11 protein-coding genes are annotated in these 13,879 nt (G+C 71.3%); 6 read left to right on the top strand and 5 right to left on the bottom strand.

Features of this window, described 5'->3' with window-relative positions; translation table 11 throughout:
- Nucleotides 1–2: 2 nt before the first annotated feature.
- Nucleotides 3–1,622 carry an L-glutamate gamma-semialdehyde dehydrogenase gene (gene pruA, locus AB0367_RS03460; protein WP_366224659.1) on the bottom strand — a complete coding sequence of 540 codons (1,620 nt, stop codon included), beginning with the start codon at nucleotides 1,620–1,622 and terminating at the stop codon, nucleotides 3–5.
- A gap of 96 nt (nucleotides 1,623–1,718) precedes the next feature.
- On the opposite strand from pruA, the gene AB0367_RS03455 reads away from it, so the two are divergent.
- Nucleotides 1,719–2,588, top strand: coding sequence for a hypothetical protein (locus AB0367_RS03455; protein ID WP_366224535.1), 870 nt, complete (start codon nucleotides 1,719–1,721; stop codon nucleotides 2,586–2,588).
- On the opposite strand, the gene AB0367_RS03450 is transcribed toward AB0367_RS03455, so the two are convergent.
- Nucleotides 2,581–3,087 (bottom strand): hypothetical protein, encoded by a 507-nt coding sequence (locus tag AB0367_RS03450; protein ID WP_366224534.1) that lies wholly within the window; start codon nucleotides 3,085–3,087, stop codon nucleotides 2,581–2,583. The two genes, AB0367_RS03455 and AB0367_RS03450, sit on opposite strands and share 8 nt — an antisense overlap.
- Before the next feature lie 119 nt (nucleotides 3,088–3,206).
- Here AB0367_RS03450 and AB0367_RS03445 point away from each other — a divergent pair, with 119 nt between their 5' ends.
- A complete protein-coding gene (locus AB0367_RS03445) occupies nucleotides 3,207–3,443 on the top strand; it encodes a helix-turn-helix domain-containing protein (protein WP_366224533.1) in 237 nt (78 codons plus the stop codon).
- Between the two features lie 189 nt (nucleotides 3,444–3,632).
- Nucleotides 3,633–4,244: an Rv3235 family protein gene (locus AB0367_RS03440; protein WP_366224532.1), complete on the top strand. Its 612-nt coding sequence runs from the start codon at nucleotides 3,633–3,635 to the stop codon at nucleotides 4,242–4,244.
- An 802-nt stretch (nucleotides 4,245–5,046) separates the two neighbouring features.
- Here AB0367_RS03440 and secA read toward each other — a convergent pair.
- Nucleotides 5,047–7,965, bottom strand: a complete 2,919-nt coding sequence (gene secA, locus AB0367_RS03435; RefSeq protein ID WP_366224531.1) for a preprotein translocase subunit SecA — start codon at nucleotides 7,963–7,965, stop codon at nucleotides 5,047–5,049.
- Nucleotides 7,966–8,147: 182 nt separating this feature from the next.
- Between secA and AB0367_RS03430 the strand changes: the two genes are divergently transcribed.
- Genes AB0367_RS03430 through AB0367_RS03420 form a run of 3 tightly spaced genes read left to right on the top strand, consistent with a single transcriptional unit; the run spans nucleotide 8,148 to nucleotide 11,544 of the window.
- On the top strand, nucleotides 8,148–9,314 hold the full coding sequence (locus AB0367_RS03430; protein ID WP_366224530.1) for a GNAT family N-acetyltransferase: 1,167 nt from the start codon (nucleotides 8,148–8,150) through the stop codon (nucleotides 9,312–9,314).
- A complete protein-coding gene (locus tag AB0367_RS03425; RefSeq protein WP_366224529.1) occupies nucleotides 9,311–10,363 on the top strand; it encodes a GNAT family N-acetyltransferase in 1,053 nt (350 codons plus the stop codon). The genes AB0367_RS03430 and AB0367_RS03425 overlap by 4 nt, the downstream gene beginning before the upstream one ends.
- A gap of 41 nt (nucleotides 10,364–10,404) precedes the next feature.
- Nucleotides 10,405–11,544 carry a glycerophosphodiester phosphodiesterase gene (locus AB0367_RS03420; protein ID WP_366224528.1) on the top strand — a complete coding sequence of 380 codons (1,140 nt, stop codon included), beginning with the start codon at nucleotides 10,405–10,407 and terminating at the stop codon, nucleotides 11,542–11,544.
- 105 nt (nucleotides 11,545–11,649) lie between these two features.
- Here AB0367_RS03420 and raiA read toward each other — a convergent pair whose 3' ends face one another.
- Together raiA and AB0367_RS03410 are read right to left on the bottom strand one after the other, a co-directional pair.
- Complete coding sequence (gene raiA, locus AB0367_RS03415; RefSeq protein WP_366224527.1) at nucleotides 11,650–12,309, bottom strand: ribosome-associated translation inhibitor RaiA; 660 nt, start codon at nucleotides 12,307–12,309, stop codon at nucleotides 11,650–11,652.
- A 555-nt stretch (nucleotides 12,310–12,864) separates the two neighbouring features.
- Nucleotides 12,865–13,875, bottom strand: coding sequence for a phosphoribosyltransferase family protein (locus tag AB0367_RS03410; RefSeq protein ID WP_366224526.1), 1,011 nt, complete (start codon nucleotides 13,873–13,875; stop codon nucleotides 12,865–12,867).
- Between the last annotated feature and the right edge of the window lie 4 nt (nucleotides 13,876–13,879).

Here is a 13,879-nt window from a genome sequence, read left to right as displayed (position 1 = left end):
GCTCAGCCCATGTGCGGGTAGCGGTGGTCGGTCGGCGGTACGAACGTCTCCTTGATCGTCCGCGGCGATGTCCAGCGCAGCAGGTTGTGCCAGGAGCCGGCCTTGTCGTTGGTGCCCGACGCGCGGGCGCCACCGAAGGGCTGCTGGCCGACCACGGCTCCGGTCGGTTTGTCGTTGATGTAGAAGTTGCCGGCCGCGAAGCGCAGCGCGTGCGCGGCGCGCTCGATGGCCGCGCGGTCGGTGGCGAAGATCGAGCCGGTCAGCGCATAGGGCGCGACCGACTCGGCCTGCTCGACGACCGCGTCGAAGTCGCCGTCGGCGAAGACGTGGACCGCGAGGATCGGCCCGAAGTACTCCGTCGTGAACACCTCGTGGCCGGGGTCGGTGCACTCCACGATCGTGGGGCGCACGAAGAATCCTTCGGAGTCGTCGGTGGTGCCCCCGGCGACGACCGTGCAGGCCGGCGAGTTCTTGATCCGGTCGAGCGCCGCGGCGTTGCGGTCGAACGAGCGGCGGTCGATGACCGCGCCGCCGAAGTTCGTGAAGTCGGTGACGTCGCCGTACGCGAGCGAATCGGCGGTGGCTGCGAGCTCGTCCCTGATCCGCGCCCAGAGGCTCGCCGGCACGTAGGCCCGTGAGGCGGCTGAGCACTTCTGGCCCTGGTACTCGAACGCGCCCCGGATCAGGGCCGTGCTCAGCGCCGCTGGATCGGCCGACGGGTGCGCGATCACGAAGTCCTTGCCGCCGGTCTCGCCCACGACCCGCGGGTAGGAGCGATACACGTTCTCGGCGACGGCCCGGTTGAGCGTGCGGAACACCGCGGTCGAGCCGGTGAAGTGGATGCCTGCCAGGTCGGGGTCGGCGAGTGCGACCTCGGAGACGGCCAGCCCGTCGCCGGTGACCAGGTTGATCACGCCGGGTGGCAGCCCGGCGGCCTCGAACAGCCGCATCGTGTAGTGCGCCGCCAGCTGCTGCGTCGGCGAGGGCTTCCACAGCACCGTGTTGCCCATCAGGGCCGGGGCCGCGGGCAGGTTGCCGGCGATCGCGGTGAAGTTGAACGGGGTGATCGCGTAGACGAAGCCCTCTAGCGGGCGGTGGTCGAAGCGGTTCCACACCCCTGGCGACGAGAACGGCTGATCCTCGAGGATCTTCTGCCCGAAGTACACGTTGAAACGCAGGAAGTCGATGAGCTCGCAGGCCGAATCGATCTCCGCCTGGATGGCGGTCTTCGACTGGCCCAGCATGGTCGCGGCGTTGAGGGTGTCCCGCCAGGGGCCGCTGAGCAGGTCGGCGGCGCGCAGGAACACCGCGGCGCGCTCCGTGTAGGGCAGGTCGCGCCAGGCGGGCGCGGCCTGCTTGGCCGCGTCGACCGCCAGGGCGGCGTCGTCGGTGGTGGCGTTGTGCGTGACGCCCAGCACATGGCGGTGGCGGTGCGGTTGGACCACCTCGATCGGCGCGCCGGCGGCCATGCGCCGCTCGCCGTCGATCGTCATGGTCAGGTCGTGCCGCTCGGCCGCCAGCTCGGCGAGGCGGCGCTGCAGGCTTGCCCGTTGGGGGGTCCCGGGGGCGTATCCGTGCACGGGCTCGTTGTTGGGCACCGGCACGTCGAACAAGGCATCCATGAGGGTCTCCCATGTCATCTCGGCAGCGTTGGCGAGGTCTTCTCCATACTCGCACGGGCGGCGGGCGGGCCCGGCGGCTCGCGTACGCTGCTCATCGTGGGTGCGAAGCGTGCTGAGGTGGTTGAGCCGACCGTGAATACCTGGCGTCCGGGGCGCGCCGTGTTCGTGGCCGGGTTCGCGCTCGTGCTGCTGTTCCTGACCCTCTTCTCGGCGCTGGGACACGTGCCCGGCGCCGCGGTCGCCGCGCTGGTCCTGCCGGGCGTGGTGGCCCCGACCCTGATCGCCGGGAGCGCGGTCGGCGTGCTGGCCGTCGGCCGGTTCGCCGCCGAGGCGGGGGTGCGCGGGCGGCTGCTGCACGGCGGCCTCGGCGGGCTGCCGGTCGGGCTGCTCGCGATGGGCGGAATGATCGCGGCCTACCACAAGGGGCCGTCGGTCGCCTACGTCGCTGCCACGGTGGCGGTCGCCGGCGTGCTCGGTGGCCTGGTCGCCGCGGTGCGCCCGATCAGCGCGGTCGCGGCGGGCGCGGCGGCCGGCGTGACGGCCTCCGGCATCGGGCTGCTCGTGGCGTACTTCCAGAACGACGTCGTCAACCTGTTCGGCAACCAGGAAACGGTCGGCAGCATGGCCGACGCCTCCTACCGGCTCCAGATGACCACGTCGATCGTCAGCGGCGTGGCCGCCGGCATCACGGCCTTCCTCTACCTGCGCCGCACCGGCCTCGCGCTGCCGTGGCCCGCGTATCCGCTGGCCGGCGCGCTGCCTGGGCTGCTCACGCTCGGCGCGGCGCTGGTCGGGTGGATCGGCGGGCTGCCGCTGTCGCACGCGGTCGCGAAGGAGAGCGAGTTCGACGCCGCGATCATCGCCAGCCGGTTGCCGGAGCAGGTCAACCACGGACTGATCTTGGTCTTCGCGGGCGCGTTTCTGGCGATGGTCCTGGTCGGCCGGACGCTGAAGCGCGCTAGCTGACGAGCTGATCGAGCTCGGACGGGTCATACCACTCCAGCTCGTGGTCCTCCGCCCCGTCCACCGTGAACTGGGCGTCGGAGTCGCCGGCCTCCGCCTCCTCGACCACGTCCGCAGCCGCCGTGACGTCCGCCTCGGCCTCCTGTCCGTCGACGTGGATCGCCGCGACGACCCGCAGCGCGATCCGGCCGGAGATCTCGACCAGGCTCGCGCCGAGCTCCAGGCCGTTCATCTTCACGGCCGTCTCCGGCAGATCGGCCGAGAGCACCACCCGGCGGCGGGGCGCCTTGGCGTCGTGGCGCAGCAGCCGCAGGGCGCTCTGCGCGGCCCGGGTGAAGGCGACGTACTCCAGCTCCTCCTCGTCGCCCTCCGCGTACCACTCGCGTAGTGCCGGCGTGACCGCGTGCGCCTCGGCCGGTGGCGGCAGCTCGCCGCTCTCCCGCAGTACGGCGAGCTGGGACAGGGTCGCGGGCAGGTACACACGGGTGAGGTCGGTCGTCACGCTCCCTGTACTACACCCTTGCCCGGCTTTCGACACGCATGCCCGGGCGTGTCGAGGACATTGGACGCGCCCGGGTGCCGTCGTAACCGGTAGGAAGCGAACGATGGCAAACTGAGGGGATGGAGCCGCGATTCCTGCTCATGGCGGACGTCGCCGAGCAGTTGAACGTGTCGACCTCGCAGGTGTACCACATGGTGCGCAGCGGGGAGCTGCCCGCGATCAAGGTGGGCGGCCGCGGCCAGTGGCGTATCGAGCGGAGCAAGCTCGAGGAGTACATCGAGCGCAAGTACGCCGAGACGGCGGAGTGGGTGCGCAGCAACCCGCTGGTCGAGCGGGACGATACGGACTTCTCCTGATTTTTCCGGTTCTCTGACTCCTCTCCGGTGTGGGCCGACTGCGGAGTGCCACCCGCACGAAACGACCTATGGTCCTAACCGGACATAGGCCAACGTAAGCAAACGCGAGTTCTTGACGCCATCGCACGCCCTCGATACAACGGATTAGGAGGCAATCGAAAGCAAACGCAAGGATCGGGGGACAATTCCATGACGGTGACCGTCGAGCAGCGTCCACGCCGTGGCGCCCGGGCCCGCGCCCGCCGGGCCCCGTCCGGCCCAGCGGTCGTGCTGCGCATGCCCCCGCCCCTGGACCCGCCCCCGGAGCAGGCCGGCGAGCCGGCCGCCGAGCCGGCCCTCGACATGGACCAGTTGCCGCTCGAGTGGCCGGGCGCTCCACCCCTGTCCCGCGCACCCCAGCCGCGCCGTCCCCGTCAGGCGCCCACGCCGCCGGGCCCGCGCACGAGCGCCTACGCCGCGGCCCAGCGGTTCGTCGGCCTGTGCGTCGAGATCCTCAACGGCTACCGCCCGGCGAGCCAGCTCCGCCCGATGAGCCACCCGCAGCGCTTCGCCGACATCAGCGACCAGATCCTGCGCCGCACGGTCCGCGTCCGCATGACCCCCGGCCAGGCCGCCCGCCACGGCCACTTGGTCCGCGCCCGCCGCCTGCTCCTGTCCGAGCCACTCGCCGGCGTCGCCGAGGCCGCGGTCGTCCTGGAGCACGGCGACGCCACGTGGGCAATGGCGATCCGCCTCGAACGCACCACGCGCCCGGGCGTCGGCGTGCTCGGCTGGATGTGCACCGTGGTCCAGGTCCTGTAGCCCGCGCGGCAAGGCGGCGGCCGTCCCGGTCACGGGGCGGGACGGCCCACCCGCCCGGTCCTGGCCACGGCGCAGGCTCCGCCTTAGTCACGGGACGGGACGGTTCCGGACGCGGGCAGGACGCTCGACCGGCCCGGTCCCGGACGTAGAGCCCGGGGCGGACGGCTTCACCACTGCGGCTGCTTCCGCCGCTCGCGCTCGGGGAGGGACGGCGCGAGCGGCGGTCCCCCGGAGGTTCGGCGTCCCGGATTCGGTGGGCCGGGAACCACCTCCGCGGCGGCCATCGCGCCCTCACGTGCCGGGGCGCGATGGCCGCCACCCACCGCACGTTGCCCCCGGTGCGCTCGGTCGCGACGAAGCCAGCGGGCGCACTGGGCACCACCCCACCGCCACAGCGCGGCCGTCGCGGTCTGCTTGGGCCCGGACCGCGACGGCCGCCCCTCCCCCACCTCGTCTCTCCAGCACCCCGCGGCCGGACACGCCCCGGCCCCAGATCGCCCGATGCCACGGCTATGAGCACGGGGATTGCGGCAGCCGCCCAAACACCGCGTCCGGATGCAGTCGTCCGGACCGCCCATCGGCCCGCCGCGCCTCCGGCGCCTATCCGCCGCGCATCCTGCGCACGTCCGGCGCCCAGCCGGCGCCCAGCCGGCGCGGCGGTCACGCGCGGTGACCACGAGCGCCGCAGTCGACGTTCCTCAGGGCGGAAAGACGTGCGTATCGCCGCAAACCTTCAGACCCAGCGCAAGCGAAAGGGCGGGCCGCCTTCGGCGCTGCCCGCCCTTTCGCATTATGCCTGGCGTCAGGCGGGACCGCCCGGGGCGCCGTGGCAGCGCTTGTACTTCTTGCCCGAGCCGCACGGGCACGGGGCGTTACGGGACGGGCCGTTGCTTGCCACTGCCTGGCCCGGGGACGGCTTGCGGGCGCCCGTGTCCGGGGCCGGGGGGCCCGAGCGGCGCGCGGTGCCGGGGGACGGCTTCGAGCCGTTTGGGCCGCTGCCGCCGATGCCCAGAGCCGGCGCCTGTTCCTGCTCGATCACCACGCCGGCCTCGCCTGCGGCGCCGTCGATGGCGGGGGCAGAATACTGCAGTGCGCGAGGCGCCCGGTTGCCGCCGAGGCCCTTGGCGCGGATCTCCACGTGTGGCTCCGGCAGCGGGACAGCCGGAGCTGCGTCGCCGTCCACCTCGTCGTCGGCCTCGACCTCGGCGGCGGCGGCCTCCTCGACGTGGACCTCAAGGTTGAACAGGAAGCCGACGGCCTCCTCCTTGATGCCCTCCTGCATCTGCTGGAACATGTCGAAGCCCTCGCGCTGATACTCGACCACCGGGTCGCGCTGCGCGTAGGCCCGCAGGGTGATGCCCTCCTGCAGGTAGTCCATCTCGTAGAGGTGCTCGCGCCACTTGCGGTCGATGACGTTGAGCAGGACCTGCCGCTCGAGCTCGCGGACAGCCTCGGCGCCGAGTTCTTCCTCGCGGCGGTCGTAGGCGGCGTGGGCGTCCTCGATGAGCTGGACACGCAGGAACTCGGGGTCGAGCTGGCCGCCGCCCTCCTCCTCGAGGTCCTCGATCGTGACGCCGACGGGGTAGAGCTGCTTGAGGTTGGTCCACAGCTTCTCGAGCTCCCAGTCCTCGGACGTCTCGCCGAGGGAGGTGGCACCGACGACGTAGGCGCCGACGACGCTGTCGACCATGTTGCGGACCTGGTCGCCGAGGTCCTCGCCGTCGAGCACCCGCTTGCGCTCGGCGTAGATGACCTTGCGCTGCTTGTTGAGGACCTCGTCGTACTTCAGAACGTTCTTGCGGATCTCCGCGTTCTGCGCCTCGATCTGGGTCTGCGCGCTCTTGATCTGGCGCGTGACCATCTTCGACTCGATCGGCACGTCCTCGGGGATGTTGAACCGGTCCATCACGGCCTCGACCGCACTGGCCCGGAAGCGGCGCATGAGCTCGTCCTGCAGCGACAGGTAGAAGCGGGACTCGCCCGGGTCGCCCTGCCGGCCGGAGCGTCCGCGCAGCTGGTTGTCGATGCGGCGCGACTCGTGCCGCTCGGTGCCCAGGACGTAGAGGCCGCCGGCCTCGGTGACCTCCTCCGACTCCTCGGAGGACAGCTTCTCGAACTCGGGCAGGAGCTCCGCGAAAGCCTTCTCGTATTCCTCCGGGTTCTCCTCCTCGGTGATCCCGCGCTGGCGCAGCTCGGCGTTGGCCAGGTATTCGGCGTTGCCACCGAGCAGGATGTCGGTGCCACGGCCGGCCATGTTGGTGGCGACCGTCACGGCTCCCCTGCGCCCGGCCTGCGCGACGATCTCGGCCTCTCTGGCGTGGAACTTCGCGTTGAGCACGGCGTGCGCGACGCCGCGGCGGCGCAGCAGCTGGGAGAGCAGCTCCGACTTCTCGACGGAGACGGTGCCGACGAGGATCGGCTGGCCGAGGGCGTGCCGCTCGACGATGTCGTCGACGACGGCGTTGTACTTCGCCTTCTCGGTCTTGTAGATCACGTCGGGGTGGTCGAGGCGGATCATCGAGCGGTGGGTCGGGATCGAGACCACGCCGACGTTGTAGACCTTGTTGAACTCCGCCGCCTCGGTCTGCGCCGTGCCGGTCATGCCGGAGAGCTTGCCGTACAGCCGGAAGAAGTTCTGCAGCGTGATCGAGGCGAGGGTCTGGTTCTCCTGCTTGATCTCCACGCCCTCTTTGGCCTCGATGGCCTGGTGCATACCCTCGTTGTACCGCCGGCCGTGCAGGATGCGGCCGGTGAACTCGTCGACGATGAGGACCTCGCCCTCGTTGACGACGTAGTCCTTGTCGCGCTTGTAGAGCTCCTTGGCCTTGATCGCGTTGTTCAGGTATCCGACCAGCGGGGTGTTCACCGACTCGTACAGGTTTTCGATGCCGAGCTGGTCCTCGACCTTCGCGACGCCGCGCTCGGTGACCGAGATGGTGCGCTTGGACTCGTCGACGTCGTAGTCGGCCTCGCCCTCCTTGCCGCGCTTGAGGCGGCTGACCACGCGGGCGAACTCCTGATACCACCGGGCGGACTGCTCGGCCGGGCCCGCGATGATCAGCGGGGTCCGCGCCTCGTCGATGAGGATCGAGTCGACCTCGTCCACGATCGCGAAGTTGTGGCCGCGCTGCACGAGCTCGTCGCGCGACCAGGCCATGTTGTCGCGCAGGTAGTCGAAGCCGAACTCGTTGTTCGTGCCGTAGGTGATGTCGCAGTCATACGCCGCCTTGTGCGCGCTGGAGGGCTGGTTGGGCAGCACCGTCCCGACGGTGAGGCCGAGGAAGCGGTGGACGCGCCCCATCCACTCCGCGTCGCGCTGTGCGAGGTAGTCGTTGGTGGTGACAACGTGCACGCCCTTGCCGGACAGCGCGTTGAGGTATGCCGGGAGCACGCAGGTGAGGGTCTTGCCCTCACCGGTCTTCATCTCGGCGATGTTGCCGTAGTGCAGGGCCGCGCCGCCCATGATCTGCACGTCGTAGTGCCGTTGCCCGAGCACCCGCGAGGCAGCCTCCCGGGCCACCGCGAAGGCCTCTGGCAAGATGTCGTCCAGGGTCTGACCGTCGGCGATCCGCTCCTTGAACTGCTCGGTCATGCCGGCGAGCTCTTCGTCGGTCAGGTCGGCATACTCGGCCTCCAGCGAGTTGACGGCGTCGGCGACGGCCTTCAACTTGCGCACCATCCGGCCCTCGCCGGCGCGGAGGATCTTCTCGAAAATCGACACGGGTCAGCGCTCCCTCAAACGTCTGCGACCCATCGTAGGCGGCTGTCCGACAAACTCGCCGCCCCCGCCCGCCTACTCTACGGACAGCAAGGGCAAAAATCGGACATATCTCCCGACGTACCGCGGAAATATCCGTCTGCTGACGCCTCCTGACGCGGACCTTTGCGGCAGGATCGGCGTTCATGGAGCCGATCGAACTCGCCACCGGTGATGGTCTTGTTCTGCGTGCATGGCAGCCGGACGACGCCGAGGACGTGTTCCGCGCCTGCCAGGACCCGCTGATCCAGCGCTGGACCATGGTCCCAGTCCCCTACCTGCGCGAACACGCCGAGGATTACACGGGCCTGATCACCCGCGCGGCGTGGGCCGCCCGGACGGCCGCGCCGCTCGGGGTCTTCGACGCCCGCACGGGTGAGCTGCTCGCCTCGGCCGGGCTGGTCACTCTCGATCTGCCCAACCGTAACGCGGAGCTCGGCACCTGGGTGGCGCCCTGGGCCCGGGGCCGGCGGGTCGCCGAGCGGGCCGGGCGGGCGGTGGCGCACTGGGCCTTCGAGGTGCTCGGACTGCGCCGGCTGATCTGGCGGGCCGAGGTCGGCAACCACTCGTCCCGGCTGAGCGCCGAGCGCATCGGCTTCACGTTCGACGGCGTGATCCGTGCCGGCCTGCCCGCGAGGTCCGGCGGTTTCGTCGACAGCTGGCACGGCGTCCTGCTGCCCGGCGAGGTCAGCGACACGCCGCCGGCCTGGGTCGCGCCCGGCGCCCCGGGCGCGCTGCGCGCTCAGGCGTTCGGCCGTCCGCCAGAGCGTCTTCCGGCCGGTCCGTGCACACTGCGCGCCCTGCGCGTGAGCGACCTCGACGACCTCGTGACCACCTTCCGCGACCCCGGCACGGTGGAATGGACCTCGATCCCGCTGGCCTACCGGCCGGCGCAGGGCCTGGACTTCATCCGCTCCGCGTTTCCGGCCATGTGGCTGCGCGGTGCCGGCGCCGGCTTCGCGTTCGCCGACGGCGACGACCGGTTCTCCGGCACCGTCGACCTGCGCATCAGCCCGACCGACCCGGCCACCGCGGAGGTCGGGTACTCCGCGGCGCCCTGGGCGCGTGGGAAGGGCTACACCACGGAGGCGGTCCGCGCGGCATGCGCCTACGGCTTCGAGCGCCTCGCGCTGGGCCGTATCGTGTGGCGCGCCCACGTCGGCAATGAGGCGTCCCGCCGGGTGGCGGAGAAGGTGGGTTTCGTGGTGGAGGGCGTGCAGCGCGACAGCTGCGTGCAGCGCGGTCAGCGGCTCGACGGCTGGGTCGCCACGCTGCTGCCGGGAGACACGCTGCTGCCGGGTGGCCTGCGGTGAACGTGACCCTGCGCCCGTGGCGCGAGGCCGACGCCGACGCCGTCGTCGAGGCATGCAACGACCCGTTGACGCGGCGGCACCTCCCGCTGCTCCCGGACCCCTACACCCGCTCGGACGCGCTCGCCTACATCGGCAACGGCGAAACCGCACGCGCGGTCGTCGACACGGACACCGACGAGGTGCTCGCCGCGATCGGCTACACGCCGGGTCGCGACGGCGGCGCCGAGATCGGCTATTGGGTCATGCCGGCGGCCCGTGGCCGGCGGGTGGCCACGACCGCGGTGGAGCTGCTCAGCGCGCAGCTGTTCGAAAGCGATTTCCGGCGGTTGCACCTCCAGACGGCGCTGTCCAACATCGCCAGCCAGCGGGTGGCGATCGCGGCCGGGTTCGTCCGCGAGGGCATCGCGCGCGGCGCCTCGCGAAACCGGGACGGGAGCCGGTTCGACACGGTGGTGTGGGCACGGCTGGTGGACGACCCGCCCGGCCCGAGCCCCCGGCTGCTGCCCGACCTGCCGGGCGGCCGGCTCACCGACGGCGTCGTGGTCCTCCGGCCGTTGACCGAGGATGACGGCCTCGTGACGTACGACATGCGGATCCTCCCGGAGGTCAGCGGCCGCTCCGTCGTGGGCACGCCCATGGACCCGGCGGCCGTCACGCGCCAATGTGCCGAGTCCGGCGCGAAGTGGCTGGCCGGGCAGCGGGCGGAGATGACGATCCGGCGGGCCGGCGACGACGCCTACCTCGGCGAGATCGCGCTCTACTACGCCGAGCCCGCGCTGCGGGAGGCCATGATCGGCTACAGCCTGGTCCCGGAAGCGCGCGGGCACGGCTACGCCGCCCGGGCCGCCCGGCTGGTGACCGACTGGGGCTTCGAGATCGGCATGAACCGGATGATCGCCGGCACCGCCGTCGACAACGTCGCCTCCCAGCGCGTGCTGGAGGCGGTCGGCTACTCGCGGGAGTCCGTCCAGCTGGAGCGGCTGCCCGGTCCGAACGGCACGCGCATCGACAACGTTGCGTTCGCCAAACTGCGCCCGGCGGTCACCTGAGCGTCACGTGACGTTGCGATGGGCCATCTTACGTATGGCCCATGCGTCGTCGTGCAGTGATTTCCGGCATGGGCGTGGCCGCGAGTGCGGCCGTCCTGCCCGCAGCCCTCGTCAGCCCCGCCGCCTATGCCAACGACAGCGACCGTGACCATGACCGTCACCGCCCGGCCCGCCCGCTGGTGATCGGCCACCGTGGCGCCAGCGGTCACCGCCCCGAGCACACGCTCGCCTCGTACACCCTCGCGATCGAGCTCGGCGCCGACTTCATCGAGCCCGACCTGGTGCCGACCAAGGACGGCCAGCTCGTCGCCCGGCACGAGAACGAGATCGGCGGCACCACCGACGTCTCGACGAAGCCGCAGTTCGCCTCCCGCAAGACCACCAAGACCATCGACGGGTTCACGGTCACCGGCTGGTTCACCGAGGACTTCACGCTCGCCGAGCTCAAGACGCTGCGCGCCGTCGAGCGGCTGCCCGCCGTGCGGCCGCACAACACGATCTACAACGGCCTGTTCGAGATCCCGACCCTCCAGGAGGTCATCGATCTCGCCCGCGAGCAGAGCCGGCGGGTCGGCCGCACGATCGGCGTGTACCCCGAGACCAAGCACCCCACGTACTTCCGCTCGATCGGCCTGGAGCTGGAGCCGCTGGTCGCGCGGGTGCTCAAGCGCAACGGCCTGGCCGGGCGCAACGCGGCGGTGTTCCTGCAGTCGTTCGAGCCGACCAGCATCAGGAAGCTGCGCGGCCTGGTCGACACGCCGTCGGTGGTCCTGCTGGACGCCGCGGGCCAGCCGGTCGACTTCAAGACCAGCGGCGACCCGCGCACCTATGCCGACCTCGCCACCCCGGCGGGCCTGGACTACCTCAAGGCCTTCACCGACGGCGTCGGCGCCACGAAGAACCTGGTCATCGGGCGCGACACGGCCGGCAACCTGCTGCAGCCGACGACGCTGATCCGCGACGCCCATGCCCGCGGCCTGAAGGTCCACTCGTGGACGTTCCGCAACGAGAACCAGTTCCTGCCGCTCAACCTGCGCACGGGCAACGATCCCAACGCGTGGGGCAACATCATCGAGGAGGTCCGGACCTTCCTCGCCGCCGGCCTGGATGGCCTCTTCGCCGACTACGCGGACACAGCGGTGCTGGCCCGGGATCTGTTCCTGCGGTCCCAGAGCCGCTGAACCCGCGCGCCGCCTGCGCGACACCTTCGTGCAGGCGGCGCGGTCGCATCCGGATTCTCGCGCGGGGTGGGCCCTGGCACCGGGCCCACCCCGTCGCGTCGGCTGCTACATGCCCAGGCTCATGACGCCGTAGTCATACGCCCTGCGGCGGTAGACCACGCTCGGTCGCCCGGACTCCTTGTCGTTGAACAGGTAGAAGTCGTGGCCGAGCAGCTCCATGTGGAACAGCGCGTCGTCCACGGTCATCGGCTCGCCGGGGTGCTCCTTCTCCCGCACGATGTGCCAGGGCTGCTCGTCGCCCTCCTCGATCAGGTCGAAACGCTCGACGCCGGCGTGCCCGGCGGGCTCGGCCTCAGTGGTGTCGGACCTCGACGCGAGTGCTGGGGCGGTATTCCGCTCGGGTGGCGTGAATGCGAGTGACGCGGTCGCCGCGGCGACAGAGACCGGCGAGCGCCGGCCTCGATGGACCCGTCTGCGATCGGCGGCGCGGCTGAGCCGGCTGTCGAGCTTGCCGATCGCGTTGTCCAAGGCGCTGTAGAAGTCGGCGGCGCAGGCTTCCGCCCGGATCACCGGACCACGCGAGTAGCACGTGATCTCGACACGCTGACAGTGATCGGATTGGCGCGGATTGCGCTCGTGAAACAGCTCGACGTCGACGCGGATGAGCTTGTGGTCGTATCGCTCGACCTTCTGCAGCTTCTCGGCTACATGCTGCCGGTAGTGGTCGGGCACCTCGACGTTGCGGCCCTTGACGACGATGTCCACTCCTGACCTCCCCCACGGGTTCTTCCATACAAATCGGGTTCGGGTTTCGGTTTTGAGACTCGGCCGGAGCGCGCCTCCCCTGAGGCTGAGCCCACGCGGCACGCGACCGAACAGCGGGTGTCAGATCCTCCCTTCGCGGCCGTCTCGCCGCGGCAGGCCCGGGATCGGCGCCGTGACGAGCATTGGTCGTCTCTCGACGTTAAACCGCCGACAGCCGCTAGTCACCCCTGGTTCACCAGAATGATCGAATCCCACGCCGAAACCCTTCCGGGAGATTATCCCAGAGTGCGCTTGAAGTTACATTGAGTACAAATAGGGTATATCGTGTGTTCTACCGCTGACGTTGCGTAGCGTCCTCACCCGCCGTGGCGATTCCTCGCCGGAAAGCCACCGCGTTGGGGTCTTCCCGGCCTCCCGGCACCGAAACCCCCGCCCCGGAAAGGCCGTCGTAGACGCGGGAGGCCGAGTCGCGGGCGGTTGACGGCCTCACGCCTGCCTCGCACAACGTCCCCGCCACGGCGCCGCCCCCAAGTCCCACCAGGCGGTCAGGCGCTGCTACATGGTTTTGCCACGCCGCTGCGGGGCGGTCCCCGGGCGGCGCGGCGAGGTGGATACGTCACGGCGCTGCGTGGCGGCCAGCACGGCCGTCCGGTCGACCCGGATGCCCGCCTCCGCGAGCCGCCCGGCTGCGGCCGCGAGGGTGACGCCAGTGGTGACGATGTCGTCGACCAGCACGACCGTGGCGCCGGTGCGGGCGAGCCGGGTCCGAAGGTCAGCGGCGTGCGCGCGGCGGATCGCGAAGGCGCGCCGCGCCGCCAGAGCCCGTTGTGCGGCCGAGAGCTCCGCGGAGTCTTCCGCCTTCGGCAGCGCGCGCAGGGGACGGGCGATCGACGCGCCGGGCAGGGACCGGACCGCCGCTTTCGCCAGCCGCAACATGTGATCGCCGTGCCGCCGCCTGGCCGCCGCCGCGGTCGCCGGCACGGGCACCAGCACGACCGGGCGCACCGCCAGGTCGACGACCGGGCCGGCCACCGGGCGGACATCCGGGCCAACCGTCCAGCCACGCGCCGGGCTGACCACCGGGCCGTGCGCCGTTCTGGCAGTCCGACCGAGCATCGGACCACGCGCCGGGCCGGCGTTCGGGCCGGCCATCGGCCCGAGTCCCGGGCCGAGCATCGGGCGACGCCCGGAGCCGAGCATCGGACCACGCCCCGAGTCGGGCATCGGGCCGCGCGCCAGGCCGAGCATCGCGCCGCCACCCGAGGCGGGCAGTGAGCGGAGCACCACCCGGGCCAGCAGGCCGCCGAGCGCCGAAGTCAGCTCGTGCCGGTTCTCCTCCTTGTACTGCACGACCGCCCGCCGCACCGACCCCGCATACGCCGCCAGCGCGAACGTCGGCGGCAGCCCGGCCGGCTCCGGGTCGGGCCGGGTCCGCTGCGGGATCGCCGCCTCGAGCGCGGCCCGGCACGGCACGCAGAGCGCCCGCGCGGACGGCTCGTCGCAGCCCGCGCACGTCGCGGGCAGCACGAGGTCGATCAGGCCGTCGACGAGTTCGGCGAACGACACGGCG

This window comes from Dactylosporangium sp. NPDC051484, from assembly GCF_040689395.1.
Lineage (GTDB): Bacteria > Actinomycetota > Actinomycetes > Mycobacteriales > Micromonosporaceae > Dactylosporangium.
The sequence above is the reverse complement of the archived record's forward strand: the minus strand, read 5'-3'. Positions and strand labels throughout refer to the sequence as shown.

What these genes read in the sequence shown, in the direction of transcription:
- pruA (WP_366224659.1), bottom strand. Translation starts at nt 1,622, where the DNA reads ATGGATGCCTTGTTCGACGTGCCGGTGCCCAACAACGAGCCCGTGCAC.
- AB0367_RS03430 (WP_366224530.1), top strand. Translation starts at nt 8,148, where the DNA reads ATGGAGCCGATCGAACTCGCCACCGGTGATGGTCTTGTTCTGCGTGCA.
- AB0367_RS03420 (WP_366224528.1), top strand. Translation starts at nt 10,405, where the DNA reads ATGCGTCGTCGTGCAGTGATTTCCGGCATGGGCGTGGCCGCGAGTGCG.
- AB0367_RS03440 (WP_366224532.1), top strand. Translation starts at nt 3,633, where the DNA reads ATGACGGTGACCGTCGAGCAGCGTCCACGCCGTGGCGCCCGGGCCCGC.
- AB0367_RS03445 (WP_366224533.1), top strand. Translation starts at nt 3,207, where the DNA reads ATGGAGCCGCGATTCCTGCTCATGGCGGACGTCGCCGAGCAGTTGAAC.